The organism is Pantoea sp. EKM21T (assembly GCF_011800405.1).
In the GTDB taxonomy this organism is placed as follows: Bacteria; Pseudomonadota; Gammaproteobacteria; order Enterobacterales; family Enterobacteriaceae; genus Pantoea; species Pantoea agglomerans.
In genome coordinates, this window is the sequence record NZ_JAALFV010000001.1 from 256,385 (window position 1) to 274,009 (window position 17,625).

Genomic DNA, 17,625 nt, shown 5'->3' on the forward strand with positions numbered 1-17,625 from the left:
ACCGAATTGAAAAATGGGCCTGCTGGCCCATTTTTTATTGCAGGAAAGGATTGCTGATGCGTTCATGCCCCAGCGTAGAAATCGGGCCGTGACCGGGCAGAAAAGTGACATCATCGCCCAGCGGCAGCAGTTTCGTGCGGATAGCATCGATTAACTGTTGATGATCGCCCTGCGGGAAGTCTGTGCGTCCCACACCACCATTAAAAATCACGTCACCTGAAATCAGTAACCTTCCTGGCCGATCGAAGAACACCACGTGGCCAGGCGAATGGCCCGGACAGTGCAGGACTTCCAGCGTGGTCAGCCCTACCTGTACGCTCTCCCCCTCTTCCAGCCAGCGATCGGGGGTAAAAGGCGCGCATTCATCAAGTCCGAACATCCGGCTCTGGGTAGGCAGCGCTTCCAGCCAGAATGCATCACGCTTTTGCGGTCCGACAATCGGAATCTGCCAGAAGGCAGCCAGCTCGACGGCGGCCCCGACGTGATCAAGGTGTCCATGAGTCAGCAGAATCCGGGAAGGTTTAAGCTGGCGTTGTTCCAGCGTCTCTTTGATCAGATCGGCATCGCCGCCTGGATCAACCAGCGCGGCTTCACGAGTAGACTCGCACCAGATAACTGAACAATTCTGGGCAAACGCGGTAACAGGAATAATGTGGTAATTCATAACGCTCCATGACCGGCTCACGCAGCGTTGCCGGTGTCATTACCAGTGCCTGATCGGCCCGGTATCAATATGTACAAAGTTACTGCGGGGATAATATCCTACACCACCCGCACGCAGAGATAACGCCGCTTTGCGTACATTGGCCAGAGAAACCCCTTCGATATGGAAATCCATTGCCTGGCCTTTGGTGTGATAGCTGTGCTTTGCCACCCCAGGACCGCTCTCACGTAACATGTTGTTGGTTGCCAGTGAACGGTAGCCCGAAACCAGCTGTATCGGTTTACGCATTCCCAGCAGCGCCTGCAGGCGGAAGATTTGATCAAACAGGTGCGGATCGATGCTTTTCACTTTATTGGCGCGATAGTCACGGAAAAAGTGATTTAATCGTGACAACTCATCCTTGTCGTAACTCTTACCATTAAAAAACTCAGTTTTAAGGGTTTCACCGGTATGAAGATTATTAAGCATCAATACACGCGGGCGAGAGGTAGAAAGCGAGGCCCTTGCAGAAGCGGGTAATAATGCCAGACCGGCGGCGGCGCTACCGCACAGCAGTAGTTTGCGACGAAAAGAATCAATAGTAGACATGTAACGATTTACCTGAGAGTGAAGCCATAGAAATGTGCAAAAAGCGCACAGCCCGAACCATAACTTTCTCTCAGTAGAGCGTCAACCCATCTACAACCTGTTTGCGTGGCGATCCCTGCAGGAATCGCCATTTGATAACATTTTTTTGAATAACCGGCCCGCCGCTAACGATTTAAAATCAATCACTAGAGCAGCAATTGCTCAGCCCGACTCAAAGCCTGGCTGCCCGAACGCGCGGTGTCATCATAATTGTAAATATCTGTGCGGAACTGTGGTTTGCCATCATCAGCGACCCACGCCGTCAGATAATAGAGATTGACCGGAATACGATGCCGAATGGGCACGTAGCGGGTGTCACCCTCTTTTAACGTACTGGAGATGCGGGCATCGTTCCAGCCCGCGTCCTGCAGTAATAAGCCCGCCAGTTCGGACGCTTTATTTACCCGGACGCAGCCTGAGCTGAGCGCGCGGATATCCCGCTGGAACAGGTTGTGGTTCGGCGTGTCGTGCAGATAGATCGCATCTGAGCTGGGCATATTAAATTTATAGCGGCCCAGCGCATTCGCCACACCCGGTGCCTGAATCAACCGATAGGGGAACGATGAAGCGGTGACCATGCGCCAGTCGATCATGCTGGGATCGATCACTTCAGCGTCAGCGCTCCAGCCCGACAGCAGGGTATAGCCATGCTTATAGAGATAGGTCGGATCCTGCTTCACTTTAGGAATGATATCTTTACGCACCAGCGTGGTCGGCACATTCCATGGCGGGTTCAGCACCACATTATTGAGTGCGCTGCGCATCAACGGCGTTTTGCGATCGGGACGCCCGACGATGACGCGTGATGAGAGGATCTTGTTGCCGTTGTTGTAATAAATCAGCGAGTAGTTGGCGATGTTCACCATAATGCCGTTGTGCATATCGTCCGGCAGCAGGCGCAGTCGCTGAATGTTCAGCGCCAGCAACGAAGCACGCATCTGCGGAGAGACGTTAAGCCACTGCCGCGTTCTGGCACCGATAGCACCGTCGCCATCCAGTCCCTGCCACTGCTGGAAACGCTTCACACCTGCCACCAGCGTCTCGTCATAGACATTGGCGGTATTCCCTTCCAGCGTCTGACTCTGAACGTTACCCGGCGAATGCAGTGAAGGCGCGGACAGATCGGTGACTGGCGCGGCGGAAGGGCTGACCGCAACCGGCTGGTCGCTGTGGGTCACTGGTGAGGCGGCCACCGGCACCGCATCGTCATCCGGTACAGGTGCATTAACCTGCGCCGTTAACATGCCGCTGCGCTGCAGGATTTCACGCAGCGCCGGCACATCGTCACTGACCTGTCCCGGGCGCAGCGTTTCACTGCTTTTCAGCTGCGGCCAGGGTTGTTTATCACCTAGCAGGGTTTTCAGCGCGGCGTGCATCGGCTGATACTGCGGGTGCTGCGGCTGCAGTGACGCAATAAACGTGTTGCCCGATCCTGCATTGACCGCGTTCTGCCACTGATTCACGACCGCCACCGACGGCTGTGTCAGCCGGTAGGGAACATTGCTGTAAAGCCAGGTTTCACCCTGCGTCGGCACATTCGAAACAAATTGCAGATAGCCCAGCATCGCATCGGACAGCGCGACATCCCGGGCAAAGCCGGTGATCGCCGGGTTTGTCAGACGCTCAATCCAGCGCGTGAACTGTGGCTGAACACCAGAAAGCGCCACTTCAGCCAGCTGCTGCTGAAATTTTTGTATCGCCTGGGGATCCTGCCAGAGCGGTTGCATATGGCGGGATGCATAGAGCGTCGCCAGCGGTGCCAGATAAAACGGCTGATCGGCGCTGGAAAACGCCTGCCGGATGCGTTGCTGACTTTCGGAAACGGAGATAGCCGCCTGCGTTGTCCCGGGCAAAGCGGCGATAACAGCGGCCTGCGGTAGCGTAAATGGAACAACGGTTAGCGCCAGCGCTAACAATGATAGAACGCGATGATGATTTAATTTTTTTACCAGCAACATCCCTGCCCCCTTGTTTTTCAACTTCGCAGTGTTCCCTGTATCCACTGCGACCGCGCTGTGACTCATCATGTGAGTATACAAACAAAAACGGCATTTGCCTCATGCGACAAATGCCGTAACCAGATTAACGAATGGTTCAGTTTTTGACTACGTTTCAGCCTGCGAATTTTCAGCGGTTAAATCGGGCAGCGCATCTGCGTCGCTTCCCGCCCGCACCGGCGAAGGATCGGCAGCAAAACCACGCAGACCGACCACATGCACATGCTCGGTGTTATTAAACACCTTACGCACCAGTTTGTAGGTCGTGCCTTTTTCCGGACTGATATTCTCCGGCGCTGCAATCACCAGCTGCATCTCCAGTCGCTCACAGAGTTCGAACAGCGTGGCGATGGAGCGGGCATCCAGACGGGCCGCTTCATCAAGGAACAGCAGTCGGCATGGCGAAATATCTTTGCCGCGCAGACGACGGGACTCTTCTTCCCAGCTCTGCACCACCATCACCAGAATGGACATACCGGTACCGATCGCTTCACCGGTTGAGAGCGCCCCGCTCTCTGCGCGCAGCCAGCCATCTGAACCGCGGTTGACTTCCACTTCCATCTCCAGATAGTTGCGGTAGTCCAGCAGCTCCTCACCGATGGTCTGCGGCGTACGCTGCCCCATATCAATGTGCGGATTAAGACGCTGATAGAGTTTCGCCAGCGCCTCCGAGAAGGTCAGGCGATTGCTGTTAAAGAGATCCTGATGCTGCTCGTGCTCTTCCGACAGCGTATCCAGCAGCATGGCGTGGGTTTCACGCACGTTCACGTTGAGCCGCACGCTGCGTACCTGACCAAAGCTGACGGTCTGCAGGCCCTGGTTGAGCTGGCGGATACGGTTCTGTTCACGCTGGATCGTTTTACGGATGATGTTGGCCGCACTGCGCGAACTGATTGCCAGCATCTGCTCACGCGCCGTCAGCTCTTCCGTCAGACGGTTCAGTTCGATTTCCATCTGCTCAATCGCTTCGACCGGATCGTCAGTCCGAATAATATCCTGACGAATACGCTCGCGCAGATGCTGATAAACCGCAATAAAGAACTGAATTTTACGTTCCGGACGTTTTGGATCTTCCGACAGTCGCAGCACGTCGCGCAGATGTTCGTTGTCCGCCACCGCCAGACGCAGCGCACCCAGCGCTTTATCCGACATAGAGCGCAGCTCATCGCCGCTCAGGTAGGCCAGTTCACGGCGATGCAGACGACGCTCAACGCCATTCTCTTTCACCAGACGCAGTACGGTACACCAGCCCGCTTTGGCGCTGACCACCTGTTCACGCACCTGATGATACTGACGCTCCAGCTGACGCAGTCGCTTCTGCAGGTTATCCATCTCCGCTTCGCAGAAGGTAAGCTGTTTCTCCAGCTGATTGCGGCGTGCGCGGTTGTGACTCAGTGCCGTGTAGAGCTCGTCACGGCGAACACGCGCGCGTTCTTCCGCGCTGCTGTCAGCCTGGACGCCAATGTCCTGCATCTCCTGCTGCAGCTCTTTGAGCATGTCACGCTTGGCGTCATAGGCGCTTTTCAGCGAGGCCAGCACCTGGGAGTATTGCGTCAGCTGCGCCTGATGTTCACGCAGGCGATCACGACTGCGGCTGCGTTCGCCCTCAGCCTGCTCCAGACGCTGACGCAGCTTATCGCTGAGGTCGTTGTTGCCGTTGAGCATGCTGGCCGAGTCGTCGTAGCTGAAGTGGGCGCGACGCTGCACCACTTCTGTCAGGGCAAAGGCCTGCTGACGGGCGTTGCGCTGCTGCTGCTGCGCCTGCTGATAATCCGCCTGTAACTGCTCATGCTGTTCCGGATCGCTCTGCAGCACGGCGATGATCGGTTCCAGTTTCGCCAGCTTAGCGCCATGCTGATGCAGGAAGCGCGCCGCTTCCTGTGCCGCATCGACCTGCTCGCGGATCTCTTCGCAGCGATCGCCCAGCGTGTCGTCCAGCAGCAGATTGACGCGTGGCAGCAGCCGGTTTAACTGTGATACGCCCTCTTTGGCCAGCTCATACTGCTGACGCTGCTGCTGATTGTTGCTCTCATGCTGATTCAGCGCGCGCTCCAGCTCACCCCGGCGCGCGCCCAGCTGACGGATCTGCGCTTCCGGATCGGCGTCAAAGGCGACGGCCAGATGACTGCCGATAAAGCGGCTGAATGACTGATGCAGACGCTGCGTTTTCTGCACGTCGAACGACAGCGTGGCGTAGCGTTCGGCCAGCTTATCGCGCTCAAGGTGCAGCAGCTCCAGCTGATTCTCACGCGCCGCGCGGCCAAACAGCGGTATTTTCGGGAAGCGGGAGTAGCGCCACTGACGCTCTGCCACCTTCACCACCACCGCATTCTGCAGTTCATCGACGCTGAAGACGCTGTCATCGAACGACTGCGGATCACCCTCGATCAGGTAGAGATCTTCCGGACACTCTTCCAGACCATCCAGCAACTCACGAACGCGGGAGAGATCCGGCACCACAATCGCATGACGCGACGGACCGTAGAGCGCCGAGAAGTAAGGCGCATCATCCAGCGTCACATCATCGTAAATCTCTGACAGCAACACGCCGCCAAACCGTTCTGCCAGCTGGGTCAGGCGCGCATCTTCCGCACCGCCTGGCTGGCTAAGACGTTCAATCTGCCGCTCGATATCACGTTTTTGAGCGGCCACTTCGTCGCGCTCGACGGTGGTTTCACGCTCACGCTCCAGCAGCTGCTGCATATATTCGGTGACGTCCTGGCTGCTGTTCAGCGCCTGGCCGGTCTGTTCGCTGAGCTGAGTCAGGATCTCTTGCGCCGCCAGCCAGTGTGGCGCACGGGCGGTCAGGCTGGTGATGCGTTCACGCAGCTGCTCCAGCTCCTGGCGCATCATCATGCGCTGCTCACCGGCGTCGGAGACGCTGCTGTTCAGCTGTTCAATCTGTGCTTCAAGCTCCTGCTGCAGGCCTGCCAGCGCATCCGCTTCATAATGCTGCCCCTGACGCTTGCAGAATTCCGCCAGCAGACGTTCCGCCTCATGCTGTTCGCGCAGACGCTGCTCCAGCTCATTGAGACGCAGACGCAGCGAAGAGAGCTGTTCGGCGTGATGACGCTGGTTGCTGGCATCACGCAGCAGTTCGCGGCCGGTTTGCCAGGCGTCCTGACGGGTCACGTCACCGGCAATGCTGGTCACCAGCGCCAGCGCCTGTTCAAACTGACTGTGCGCCGCTTCCGCTACGCTCAGCTTCTGCTCCAGGCGCAGCAACCGTTCTGTCGCCTCTTCCTCTTTTGCCTGGAAGCTTTCCTGCCATTCAGCCGCATTTTCAATGCTCAGATCGGGCAGCTGGCAGAGCGTGCGGGCGCGCTCCAGCGCCTGCAATGCCTGCTGATACTGGATAGCGCGGGTTTGCTGCACGTCGAGCGCCTGCTGGAAATCGGCCAGCTGACTTTTCAGCTCATCTACTTCCAGCTCAGCCGCTTCGGCCCGCGCTTCATTCTCTTCCTGAATTTCACGCGCTTCGGCGACCACTTCGGTCTGCTCTTCCAGCCGCAGCGTCAGATCTTCGATATCCGCATCGTAGCGCTCAATCTTCTCCTGCTGACGCATCGCCGTCTGTACCAGGTTCAGGTGATCGCTGGCGGCCTGATAATCGACTTCAAGATCGTTTTCTGCACCACTGTGCTCAGCCAGTTCGCGCGCCATCTCAACATGACGATACTGCTCGGTGGCGAGCTGCTTGCGGCTGCTGAACAGCTCGTTGCGCAGCTGTAACGCGCTGTCGAGGTGTCCCCGACGCTCGTTGGCGTGGCGCATATAGTCAGCCGAAACGTAGCTGGTCGCCTCGGAGATCAGATGCTTGAAGAGATCGCGGTCAGACTGGGTAACGCGGATCGCCTCCAGCGTCATGCGGTTCTCGCGCAGCGCGGCTTCCATATCCTGGAACGCTTTGCGCACGCCACTGTTTTCAGGCAGCAGGTAATCACGCAGCGATCGGGTGATGGCGCTGGAGATACCGCCATACAGCGAGGCTTCAATCAGACGATAAAACTTGCTGCGATCGCTGGCAGAGCGCAGACGACGCGGCACCACACCATGATCAAACAGCATGGCGTGATAATCGGTGACTGAGTTATAGGCGCGGAACTGTACCCCTTCCTGCGCCTCAACCCGCTCTTTGACTTCGTTCAGCGGTAATACGCGTGCCTGACGGCTGTTAAGCACTTCCGTCAGCATATCGGTTGGGTTGGTGTCGGTGGGCAGGCCATGGATACTGAATGGCTTAATATCGACCTTTTTATCGCGTCCGGCGACCTGTTGCAGACGGACACCGACCACGACACGCTGATGGCGTGAGTTCACCACATCCAGCATGGAGTAGCAGACGCCAGCCCGCAGTTTACCGTGCAGACCCTTGTCACGGGATCCTGATGTCGCGCCCGCTTCGGTGGTGTTACGGAAGTGCAGCAGCGTTAAATCGGGGATCAGCGCGGTGACAAATGCCGCCATCGTGGTGGACTTACCCGCACCGTTACCGCCTGACAGCGTGGTCACTAATTCATCGAGATCAAAAGTACGGGCAAAAAAGCCGTTCCAGTTGATCAGCGTAAGCGAACGAAACTTTCCGCGCTCAATCATGCCTGTTCTTCCTCTGCGTTCTCACTCGCGTCGCTTTCCTGTCCTTCACCGTCATCGGTGTCGACTGGTGCTGTCGCGTTTTCCAGTAGCATGGCCTCGCCATCACGAATCAGACGAAGCTGCGCTTCACGGGCATCATCACCGCCGCGCACGTCGGCACCAAAGCGGAACACCGATTCCGTGATGCGGAACTTGCTGCTGTCGTTGCCGAAAAACCACACCATGCCAAGGCGACGCAGGCGGCTCAGAGAGGCGCGCACTTTCTCCTGCAGCTTGGTGCGATCCAGATCCGAACCGGTTGAACGCTGGTTGACCAGCTTCAGCAGGCGGTTCTCATCGGCCAGAGAGAGCAGTTCGTCGTACAGCTCCTGCTGGGTGAAGATACCTTCATTGGCCAGTCGTTCCGGGCTGAGATAGAGATAGCAGAGAATCTTCCCGACCATCATGTCCAGCTCAGAGAGCACGGAACGCGGAATCAGCGTGGTTGAACGCGGACGCAGATAGAAAAAGCCTTCCGGCGCACGGATTAACTCAACGTTATAGCGGCTGTAAAACTCTTCGAGAAACGACTGGTAGTCCATCAGAAAAGCGTGATTATCCAGCTCTTCGATACCGATATGGCGTCCGGCGCGTAACTGGCTGTCCAGCGCGGGAAAAATCGGGTTGGCCAGTGCCTGTGCCAGCTTAACCGGCATCACTTGTTCAATATTTGTCGATGACATGTGCCTGCACCTTGGCTCCGTAATCATTGATGGCTTGCCATTCCACAGGCAAACCGGCTAAATCAGCTTCCGCTACGCCAAGGCGCACCGCCTGATCCACCACAATGCGCGCCAGATCGAAATGGCGGGCTCGGGGATACTGGGCCAGGTAGTCGCGCATCACTGACGCGAGGTTGAGCGGTTTTTGTTGCGATTTGTAGACCTGCAGCGCTTCTTCAATCATCGCTGCCAGCTGTTCGCGGATTTCGTTGATCTCCTCGTACTCCATCTCCGGCGGCAGTTCGCCCATCACTTCGTCGTTACGCAGCGTCAGCGCCTCATCACGCATGTCATACAGGCGGTCGGCGTTGGCATAGGTCAGCGCCCAGGGCGCGTCGAAGTAATTCTGCACCGATACCCGCAGGCGCTGCGCAAAGACGCGGTTTTTATCCATGTCGATGGCGGTACGAATAAATTTATGGACGTGGCGGTCATAGCCGATCCAGAGGTCAATCGCCTGCTGGCCCCAGCTGGTAATACGGTCGAGTTTGCTTTGCAGATCAAACACCAGCTTATCGACGAAGCCCAGATCGGGACTGTCCAGCGTGGCATCCTGAATGCGCAGCAGATTTTCCTGAAGTTTGTCGCCCGCGGCTTCAAGCGTATCCTGCAGTTCACGCAGCGTTCCTGAGGTTTCAGAAAGCAGCATTTCACAGCTGGAGATGGCCGCGCGCCAGTCTTTGTTCAGCAGTTCGGCGATATCATTTTTAACCGCCTGCTGCTGTTCATCCATCAGACGCTGGGTCATATCGATGCTGTCGAAGATCTCCGCCACGGAATATTTCAGCGGCGCGAAAACATTGCGGTGCCAGTGAAACTCATCACCGTTTTCCTGCGCAGCATCGGCTGCCCGCTTAAGCTCATTGGCCACAATCGACAGCTGCATCGACAGGCGCAGAGTCGAGAACTCACGCTGGCGGATGTAATAGTCGGTGATGCCGATCGCCAGCGGCGTCAGGCGATAGATGGCATTGCCTTCCGTGATTTCGCTGGTAAAACGGTTGAGCAGGCGCTGTCGCACCATGTCGTTGATGGCGTTGTTGGCACGAACCAACACGGTTTCATGGGTTTGTTCGAAAGCTTTACTGACGTGACGGAAAGCATCAATCAGATCGCCTTCGCTCATTTCGCCATCCATCCGCTCACCGTTGAGGGTGGCGATAGCCAGCAAAAAGGCCAGACGTTCCACTGGCAGCGCAAGGGAAAAGTCATTTTTGCGCGCCCAGGAGACCAGTTCAGGTACCGTCTGGGAAAATTCACTCATAATTCGTCCTTCTGCCCGGGTTTACGCGCGGTCACGTGGATGTAGCGCCCTAAGCTCAAAAAGGGTTCCTGACGGCAGTAACGCCGCTCCATCTCAATAATTTCGTCGTCGCTTTTTGGCTCGCCCTTCGGCGGCTTCATGTAGTCACTGAACACCCGGATCCCGGCACGCTGCTCAATCACAAAGCCACACGCCTCCAGCCAGCGATAGACCTGCTCGGGGTCGCGCGGATAGTCAGGCGACAGCGTTCGCTTTTTGCGTTTGGTCAGGTTGGTGCGCAGATAGCCGAAGTTACCCAGCGTTAAGGTGCGCAATGTCAGGCCGTGCAGATTGTAAAACATCAGCGACATGACGCCCCCCGGACGCAGCAGATCGTACAGCGCTTTCAGCACCTTCTCCGGTTCAGCGACCCACTCAAGCACAGCGTGGAACAATACCAGATCCACCGGCTTATCCAAATGTTCACCCACCTGCTGAGCGCTAATTTGTCTGAATTGCATGTTGTGGCTCACACCCTGCGCCGCCGCATTTTCCCCGGCCCGGCGCAGCATCTCGCTGGACAGGTCGCACAGCAGAACCTGATGGCCCTGCGCAGCAAGCCCGCTGGAGACCTGGCCGACACCGCCGCCAGCATCCAGCACCGACAGCGGGTGCGGTGACAGACCGGGCACTATCTTCTCCAGCTCATCCCAGAGGATGGCCTGGCGTATCTTCCCTTTAGTGGTGCCGTAAATATTTTGCGAAAATTTATCCGCGAGATCGTCAAAGTTACGATCCTGCATGGCATGCGCTCCGGTATGCTGCGGTGAGACTTGTGCTATTTTGTCACAGGCACCAGAAGAATGAACCTTTCATCCCCATCTTCCCTTCCGGGTGCTCTATTTTCGGACAACAGGACTCTTTTTTGATGTTATTTACCCTTAAAAAAGTTATCGGCGGGCTGCTTTTACCCCTGCCGTTTCTGCTTTTGCTGATGGCGCTTGGCATTTTACTGCTTTGGTTTACTGGCTGGCAGAAAAGCGGCAAAACCGTGATCTCCGTCAGCTGGCTGTTACTGCTGCTGCTGAGCCTGCAACCGCTGGCCGATCGTCTGCTTTTGCCGCTGGATAGCCGCTATCCGACCTGGAACGGATCAGAGAAGGTGGAGTTCATTGTGGTGCTGGGTGGAGGCTACACCTTTAACCCGGCGTGGGCACCCAGCTCGAACCTGCTGAATAACAGTCTGCCGCGCGTGGCAGAAGGCGTTCGTCAGTGGCAGCGGAATCCGCAGTCGAAGCTGATTTTTACCGGCGCAGCGGGCGGCACCAATCCAAAGAGTAGCGCCTGGGTAGCGGCACAGGTGGCGGAAAGTCTGGGCGTTCCCCGCGAACATGTTCAGATTCTCGACCAGCCCCGCGACACCGCGGATGAAGCGCAGGCGGTCAAAACCGTGGTGGGCGATCGCCCGTTTCTGCTGGTCACATCCGCGAATCATATGCCGCGGGCAATACGCTTTTTCCACGCGATTGGGTTGAAGCCAATGGCCGCTCCCGCTAATCAGCTGGCGATTACGTCACCGCTGAATGGATGGGAACGGGCGATACCCTCATCGATCTGGCTGAGTCACAGCGAACGTGCGGTCTACGAAACGCTTGGCACACTATTGCAACGGCTGAAAGGCGAGGAATCGGACTCAGCCGAGCCAGGGAAGTAATTGCGCGCGTGCATGGTCAAAACGCGGACGATTAAACGTGCCGGTCTGTACCAGATGCTCAATGCAGTCCCACAGTTGATAAACCCACCGACGCCAGACAAAACCCTCTGAAACCGGCGCCCGTTGCAGGTAGCTGTGCAGCAGCGCCGTTTCTGCAGGCGAGGTATCCAGATGGATAAGATCGTATTCACGGGGTGCCCAGAGGATGGTGCCCGGCTGTGTCATCGCGATTAACTGGTCACTGCGGCTATCTTTCAGCATGCTCTGCAGCTGAACGTTGCCGTGAACCATCACGCAGGGATCGTCGAAGCCGCGAAACAGATGCGCCAGTCGTGCCCGGCAGCGAAACAGAATCTGACGATCTTCCAGCGTAAAGGCTGGAGGACGCAGATAGCTCAGGGTCGCCCATAGCACCTCAACCCGTTGTGCATACCAGGCGGGCCAGCTGTTCTGCTGCGTGCTGTCCACCGTACCGACCAGGCCATGGCTGTCGAGCCGGTGCCAGGCCAGCACTCCCTCGACCACCTGTTCGCAAAACTGTTGCCAGCGCTGAGCATCCCGCGCAGGCGCTTCCGCCGTTACGCCATTCAGTCGCGCCAGCAGGAGCATTTCATGCACCGGCGGCTGCTGGCTCATCACCAGACCATAGACCGCTGGCACGGCGATCAGTCCGGCCTGGCCCAGCAGCGCCAGCTTTCTGGCTTCCATCGCCGCCCGGCCCTGATGACGAAAATATTTCGCCACCACCGGCATGGGGCGCCCGTCCCGATCGTATAACGCATAAAGCCGAGTGGGTGGATGTTCACTGATCATTTCGAGGCGGCTGATGGTTTCACCCAGCGCCAGCGTGAGTTCCGATTTAAGCTGTTCCATGCGGCATCCTCCTCAGATGAGTATCACAATATCCTGAAGGAAGTGTTGGAGATAAGTTTAGCGGCGGATCAAGAACGTTGCGCTGAAACGGGGAGACAGGCTCCCCATTTGTCAGGCCTGCATGGCATCACGAACGCGTTGCAAATCGTCTGGCGTATCCACACCCACACTGGGAATGGTTTTCGCGACGGCGACATGAATTTTTTCGCCGTACCATAAAACACGCAGTTGCTCGAGCAGCTCAATCTGTTCCAGAGGACAAGGCGCCCAGGCGACATAGCGGCGTATAAAACCAGCACGGTAAGCGTAGATGCCAATGTGGCGCAGCAGCGTATCACCGATCTGCTCGCGCGATGCGGCGTACCGTTCACGATCCCAGGGTATGGTCGCCCGTGAAAAATAGAGCGCGTAGCCATTCACATCCATGACGACTTTCACCGCATTCGGATTAAAAGCTTCTTCCACATCGGTGATCGGCACCGCCAGCGTCGCCATCCCGGCCGCCGACCCCGCCAGATTGGTCGCCACCTGACGCACAATCTCGGCCGGAATCATCGGCTCATCGCCCTGCACGTTTACGATGATTTCATCATCGGCAAACTGATATTTTTCGATCACTTCCGCCAGTCGCTCAGTGCCAGACTGGTGATCGGCGCGCGTCATGCAGACTTCGCCGCCTGCCGCTTCCACTGCCTGCGCCACGTCGGGATGATCGGTGGCAACAATGACCCGGCTGGCACCCGATTCACGGGCCCGCTCCATTACATGCACGACCATCGGTTTACCGTGGATATCGAGCAGCGGCTTGCCGGGTAAGCGGGTTGACGCATAACGCGCAGGAATGATAGCGGTGAAACTCATGGATGAATCTCTTCAACTGACAGCGTGCGGGCTTCGGTTTCCAGCAGCACCGGAATGCCGTCCCGGACCGGGAAGGCCAGGCCATCAGGTTTGCAGATCAGCTCCTGTTGAGCATTGTTGAAGTAGAGTTTGCCATTGCAAACCGGGCAGGCAACGATTTCGAGTAAACGATGATCCATATGTCCTCCATCAGGGACCGAATGCTTAAGGATTCAAGCATACCATAGCGCGGCGCGTGCGGGATGGGGTAAAACGCCATCCCGCAGCGGCTGCCGCAAAATTGATTAATCCAGCGTCCACAGGGCTGGCCACTGATCGTTAAGCGCGTCGGGTGCCTGCAGGATAGCGACACTTTCAGCACCCTGCCACGTCGCGAAGCGTTCGATAGCACGCCGGATATCCAGCAAAAATCGCGCCGTAACGCGGGTCTTCTCCTCCAGCCAGATGTTTTTAATCTCCAGCTGTTTTGCCTGACGCAGCATGCGGGCATCCAGCCGCCCTTTTATCTGGCCGCGATGGAGGATGGGCAAAACAAAATAGCCAAATTTGCGTTTTTCCTCCGGGGTATAGCACTCAATACGGTAGTCAAAATTGAACAGCTCCCGCGCACGCTTGCGATCCCAGACTACCGGATCAAACGGCGACAGCAGCGCGCTGTGCGTCGCCTGCAGCGGTGTCTCCAGCAACGGCACGTAGTCACGATGCAGCCACATCTCACCCAGTCCCTCTGTATTGACGGCGACCAGATCGCCCGCAGCCTGGGCGTCAGCGATAAAGTTGTTCACGGGTGCCCGCTTCAGGCGATAGTAATCCGCCAGCCAGGCCGCGCGGAAAACCCCTAAGCTGCGGGCGCTATTCATCAGCATCTGACGGGTCGCCTCCGCTTCACTGATGCCATGTATCGCATCCTGCCAGTCGGGCATCACGCGGCTGCGCAGATCGTAGACGCGCTGAAAATTACGGCGTTCGGTGACCATCAGCTCACCGGCGCTGAAGAGATTCTCCAGATGACGTTTGTGCGGTTTCCATGCCCACCAGCCTGACTTCGGGTTATCGGCATGGGTAAAATCGGCGGCGCGTACCGGGCCGTTGTCTCTGATCTGCTGCAGTAATTCGGCAATGGCCTGCTGGTGCTCAGCGACCCATTGCGCATTGTATTTCCAGCCCAGACGTTCCGGCGACAGCATGCGATGACGAAGAAGTCGGTAATCGGCACGGGGAATAAAGCAGGCTTCGTGCGCCCAGTACTCAAAGAGTTCGCCCTGTGCCAGAGCCTGTTCCAGCCATGCCTGAGGATAGTTCCCCAGGCGACTGAACAGCACCAGATACGGACTGCGGGCCACCACATGAATGGTATCGATTTGCAGCAGCGACATGCGGGAAATGCAGTCAATCAGATCCTGATAAACAGCACGTTTTGCCGGAGTTCGCAGCAGGCCCTGCGCGGCGAGATGAAGGTGGCGTGCTTGCTGTAACGAAAGTGAATGCGTACTGTTCATCCTCTTCCTTATCAGGCTTCACCTGAACGGGGGCGGGTATCAGGAAATATGGCGACAGAGTTGTTCAATGTCATCCAGTAACGGCGTCACGGCATTACCAGTTAAATGGGCATCGACCGGCAAATACCACCAGTCAGGCTGGGCAAAGTGACGGCATTTCACCGCGTCTTTTTCGGTCATCAGCAGTTGCTGACCCGCCTGGAGTAATCGGGTCAGTTCATCTTTGCTGTAGGCATGATGATCGGCAAAGGCGATCTCTGCGACCGGCGTTATACCCTGCTGTTTCAGCGTGGTGAAAAAACGCGGGGGATGACCAATACCGGCCATGGCGACTACCGCACCCAGTTGCTCCGGCGGGCAGGTTTCACCGGTCAGCAGATTGGTGGCCAGCCCGGGCTGAAGTTGCATGGCAATCTCGTCGGGCTGTGCTTCGCCGCCGTTAATGATCACGGCATCGACCTGCTGCAGACGATCGGCACGTTCACGCATCGGACCGGCAGGCAACCACCAGCCATTACCAAAACGACGGACCCCATCAACCACCACGATCTCGCGATCGCGCTGCAGGGCGTAATGCTGCAGGCCATCATCCGTGATGATCACATCCAGCGAACCCTGTTTCAGTAACGCCTCAATCGCCCGTCGCCGTTGAGGGGCGACCGCGACCGGCGCCCCGGTGCGCTGGGCGATCAATACCGGCTCATCCCCGGCCTGTTCGGTGGGGGTCTGCGCCGTGACCAGCAAGGGATAGTGGTCCGTCTTGCCGCCATATCCTCGGGAGACCACGCCAGCGCGCAGGCCGCGCTGCTGTAATGCCTCGACCAGCCAGATGACCACCGGCGTCTTTCCATTCCCGCCGGCAGTCAGGTTACCCACCACCACGACCGGCAGAGGCGCACGCCAGCTTTTACGCCAGCCGCGCCTGTAACTGAAGCGTATCAGGGCCGTGATCGCACCATACAGCAGGCTGAATGGCCATAGCAGTAGCCATAGCGGTGAGCGACCACTCCAGATACGTTCAATCATTGGCCGAATTGCATCTTGTGCAGCTGTGCATAGGCACCGCGTTCTGCTAACAGCACCTGATGCGTACCGCGTTCAACAATCTGGCCATCTTCAATAACCACGATTTCATCCGCTTTCTCGATGGTAGAGAGTCGGTGCGCAATCACCAGCGAGGTACGGTTCTTCTGCAACTCATCCAGTGCAGACTGAATCGCGCGTTCAGACTCGGTATCCAGCGCCGAGGTGGCTTCATCGAGGATCAGGATCGGGCAATCACGTAACAACGCACGGGCAATGGCAATACGCTGACGCTGACCGCCAGATAACAGCACGCCATTCTCGCCAATCATCGTATCCAGGCCCTTATCCATTTTATTGATAAAGTCCATGGCATGCGCCATGGTGGCCGCCTGCTCGATCTCTTCACGGCTGTATTGCTCACTGCGGGCATACGCGATGTTATTGGCAATCGTGTCGTTGAAGAGGTGCACATTCTGTGACACCAGCGCCACCTGATTACGCAATGAGCGCAGGCTGTACTCACGCAGATCATGACCGTCCAGCAGGATCTCGCCCTGCTGGATATCATAAAAGCGGGTCAGCAGGCTCGCCATCGTAGACTTACCGGAACCGGAACGGCCCACCAGCGCCACCGTTTTTCCTGCTGGCAGCGACAGATTGATATTACGCAGTGCCGGAATTTCACGACCTGGGTAGGTAAAGGTCACATCACGGAATTCAATATCTCCTTTAGCACGGGTGATTTCGCGCGTACCGTTATCTACTTCCTGCTCACTATCCAGAATAGAGAACAGTGTCTGACAGGCCGCCATCCCACGCTGGAACTGGGCGTTGACGTTGGTCAGAGACTTAAGCGGGCGCATCAGGGCAATCATCGAGGAGAAGACCACGGTGATGGTACCGGCTGTCAGGGTATCCATGACGCTGGGGAAGCTGGCGGCATAGAGCACAAAAGCCAGTGCCAGCGACGCGATCAGCTGAATAATCGGATCGGAAATGGAGGAGGCTGAAACGAGTTTCATTCCCTGCTGACGCATCCGGTTACTGACGCGGGAAAAGCGCTCCGATTCAATGTCCTGTCCGCCAAAAATCAGCACTTCTTTGTGCCCTTTCAGCATCTGCTCGGCGCTGGTTGTCACCTGCCCCATAGTGTTCTGCATACTTTTGCTGATGGTGCGGAAGCGCTTAGAGACGGTGCGGATAGCAAAGGAGACGATAGGTGCCAGTACAATCAGGATCAGCGACAGCTGCCAGCTGTAGTAGAACATCATGATAAACAGGCCAATAATGGAAGCCCCTTCACGCACTACGGTGACCAGCGCGCCCGAAGAAGAGGAGGCGACCTGCTCAGAATCGTAAGTAATGCGTGACAACAGGGTGCCGGTTGACTGCTGGTCGAAAAACGAAACCGGCATGCCCATCATATGGCTGAACAGACGACGGCGGATGTTCATCACGACGTTGCCAGAGACCCAGGAGATGCAGTAGCTGGAGATATAACTGGTGACTCCGCGGACCAGCATCAGGCCAATAACCACTAACGGCAGCCATAGCATCACCGATCTGTCAGCTTTACCAAAACCATCATCCAGTAACGGTTTCAACAGTGAGAGCATTAAGGCGTCGCCCGCAGCATTAATAATCAGGGCGACTGAGGCCGCAATTAATCCCGCTTTATTAGGCGCGATCATCGGCCAGAGTCGGCGAAACGTCTGCCACGTAGAGAGATCTTTATCTTGATGCATTATTTATTCACGCTGTTGG

General features: G+C 57.0%; 14 protein-coding genes. 1 reads left to right on the top strand and 13 read right to left on the bottom strand.

Annotation, left to right across the window (positions count from 1 at the left end; all coding sequences use genetic code 11):
• Positions 1–34: 34 nt before the first annotated feature.
• From HFD87_RS01300 to cmoM, 7 genes are all read right to left on the bottom strand, one after another.
• Positions 35–664, bottom strand: a complete 630-nt coding sequence (locus tag HFD87_RS01300; protein ID WP_010254975.1) for an MBL fold metallo-hydrolase — start codon at positions 662–664, stop codon at positions 35–37.
• Positions 665–703: 39 nt separating this feature from the next.
• Positions 704–1,252, bottom strand: coding sequence for a YcbK family protein (locus tag HFD87_RS01305; protein WP_010254972.1), 549 nt, complete (start codon positions 1,250–1,252; stop codon positions 704–706).
• A 185-nt stretch (positions 1,253–1,437) separates the two neighbouring features.
• Positions 1,438–3,249: a L,D-transpeptidase gene (ldtD, locus tag HFD87_RS01310; protein WP_167422842.1), complete on the bottom strand. Its 1,812-nt coding sequence runs from the start codon at positions 3,247–3,249 to the stop codon at positions 1,438–1,440.
• Positions 3,250–3,396: 147 nt separating this feature from the next.
• Positions 3,397–7,884: a chromosome partition protein MukB gene (gene mukB, locus HFD87_RS01315; protein ID WP_167422843.1), complete on the bottom strand. Its 4,488-nt coding sequence runs from the start codon at positions 7,882–7,884 to the stop codon at positions 3,397–3,399.
• The gene (gene mukE, locus HFD87_RS01320; protein WP_010254966.1) at positions 7,881–8,606 is read right to left on the bottom strand and encodes a chromosome partition protein MukE; all 726 of its coding nucleotides are present in this window, start codon (positions 8,604–8,606) and stop codon (positions 7,881–7,883) included. The genes mukB and mukE overlap by 4 nt, the downstream gene beginning before the upstream one ends.
• A complete protein-coding gene (gene mukF / locus HFD87_RS01325; protein ID WP_010254963.1) occupies positions 8,587–9,909 on the bottom strand; it encodes a chromosome partition protein MukF in 1,323 nt (440 codons plus the stop codon). Before mukF ends, mukE begins: the two co-directional genes overlap by 20 nt.
• Positions 9,906–10,691, bottom strand: coding sequence for a tRNA uridine 5-oxyacetic acid(34) methyltransferase CmoM (gene cmoM, locus HFD87_RS01330; protein WP_167422844.1), 786 nt, complete (start codon positions 10,689–10,691; stop codon positions 9,906–9,908). The genes mukF and cmoM overlap by 4 nt, the downstream gene beginning before the upstream one ends.
• A 125-nt stretch (positions 10,692–10,816) precedes the next feature.
• Here cmoM and elyC point away from each other — a divergent pair, with 125 nt between their 5' ends.
• The gene (elyC, locus tag HFD87_RS01335) at positions 10,817–11,602 is read left to right on the top strand and encodes an envelope biogenesis factor ElyC (protein WP_061704154.1); all 786 of its coding nucleotides are present in this window, start codon (positions 10,817–10,819) and stop codon (positions 11,600–11,602) included.
• Here elyC and HFD87_RS01340 read toward each other — a convergent pair.
• The 6 genes from HFD87_RS01340 to msbA all read right to left on the bottom strand — a co-directional run bounded on the left by HFD87_RS01340 (position 11,582) and on the right by msbA (position 17,606).
• Positions 11,582–12,475, bottom strand: coding sequence for a fructosamine kinase family protein (locus HFD87_RS01340; RefSeq protein WP_033771276.1), 894 nt, complete (start codon positions 12,473–12,475; stop codon positions 11,582–11,584). The genes elyC and HFD87_RS01340 overlap by 21 nt on opposite strands.
• 111 nt (positions 12,476–12,586) lie before the next feature.
• A complete protein-coding gene (gene kdsB / locus HFD87_RS01345; RefSeq protein WP_010254955.1) occupies positions 12,587–13,336 on the bottom strand; it encodes a 3-deoxy-manno-octulosonate cytidylyltransferase in 750 nt (249 codons plus the stop codon).
• The gene (locus HFD87_RS01350; RefSeq protein WP_003849374.1) at positions 13,333–13,515 is read right to left on the bottom strand and encodes a Trm112 family protein; all 183 of its coding nucleotides are present in this window, start codon (positions 13,513–13,515) and stop codon (positions 13,333–13,335) included. Before HFD87_RS01350 ends, kdsB begins: the two co-directional genes overlap by 4 nt.
• A gap of 105 nt (positions 13,516–13,620) precedes the next feature.
• Positions 13,621–14,835, bottom strand: coding sequence for a winged helix-turn-helix domain-containing protein (locus HFD87_RS01355; RefSeq protein WP_010669761.1), 1,215 nt, complete (start codon positions 14,833–14,835; stop codon positions 13,621–13,623).
• A 39-nt stretch (positions 14,836–14,874) separates the two neighbouring features.
• On the bottom strand, positions 14,875–15,861 hold the full coding sequence (gene lpxK, locus HFD87_RS01360) for a tetraacyldisaccharide 4'-kinase (protein WP_010669760.1): 987 nt from the start codon (positions 15,859–15,861) through the stop codon (positions 14,875–14,877).
• The gene (gene msbA, locus HFD87_RS01365; RefSeq protein WP_010669759.1) at positions 15,858–17,606 is read right to left on the bottom strand and encodes a lipid A ABC transporter ATP-binding protein/permease MsbA; all 1,749 of its coding nucleotides are present in this window, start codon (positions 17,604–17,606) and stop codon (positions 15,858–15,860) included. The genes lpxK and msbA overlap by 4 nt, the downstream gene beginning before the upstream one ends.
• Positions 17,607–17,625: the final 19 nt, after the last annotated feature.

Bases quoted from the DNA above. Each gene is read 5' to 3' on its own strand.
- HFD87_RS01300 (WP_010254975.1), bottom strand. From the start codon at position 664: ATGAATTACCACATTATTCCTGTTACCGCGTTTGCCCAGAATTGTTCA.
- HFD87_RS01305 (WP_010254972.1), bottom strand. From the start codon at position 1,252: ATGTCTACTATTGATTCTTTTCGTCGCAAACTACTGCTGTGCGGTAGC.
- ldtD (WP_167422842.1), bottom strand. From the start codon at position 3,249: ATGTTGCTGGTAAAAAAATTAAATCATCATCGCGTTCTATCATTGTTA.
- mukB (WP_167422843.1), bottom strand. From the start codon at position 7,884: ATGATTGAGCGCGGAAAGTTTCGTTCGCTTACGCTGATCAACTGGAAC.
- mukE (WP_010254966.1), bottom strand. From the start codon at position 8,606: ATGTCATCGACAAATATTGAACAAGTGATGCCGGTTAAGCTGGCACAG.
- mukF (WP_010254963.1), bottom strand. From the start codon at position 9,909: ATGAGTGAATTTTCCCAGACGGTACCTGAACTGGTCTCCTGGGCGCGC.
- cmoM (WP_167422844.1), bottom strand. From the start codon at position 10,691: ATGCAGGATCGTAACTTTGACGATCTCGCGGATAAATTTTCGCAAAAT.
- elyC (WP_061704154.1), top strand. From the start codon at position 10,817: ATGTTATTTACCCTTAAAAAAGTTATCGGCGGGCTGCTTTTACCCCTG.
- HFD87_RS01340 (WP_033771276.1), bottom strand. From the start codon at position 12,475: ATGGAACAGCTTAAATCGGAACTCACGCTGGCGCTGGGTGAAACCATC.
- kdsB (WP_010254955.1), bottom strand. From the start codon at position 13,336: ATGAGTTTCACCGCTATCATTCCTGCGCGTTATGCGTCAACCCGCTTA.
- HFD87_RS01350 (WP_003849374.1), bottom strand. From the start codon at position 13,515: ATGGATCATCGTTTACTCGAAATCGTTGCCTGCCCGGTTTGCAATGGC.
- HFD87_RS01355 (WP_010669761.1), bottom strand. From the start codon at position 14,835: ATGAACAGTACGCATTCACTTTCGTTACAGCAAGCACGCCACCTTCAT.
- lpxK (WP_010669760.1), bottom strand. From the start codon at position 15,861: ATGATTGAACGTATCTGGAGTGGTCGCTCACCGCTATGGCTACTGCTA.
- msbA (WP_010669759.1), bottom strand. From the start codon at position 17,606: ATGCATCAAGATAAAGATCTCTCTACGTGGCAGACGTTTCGCCGACTC.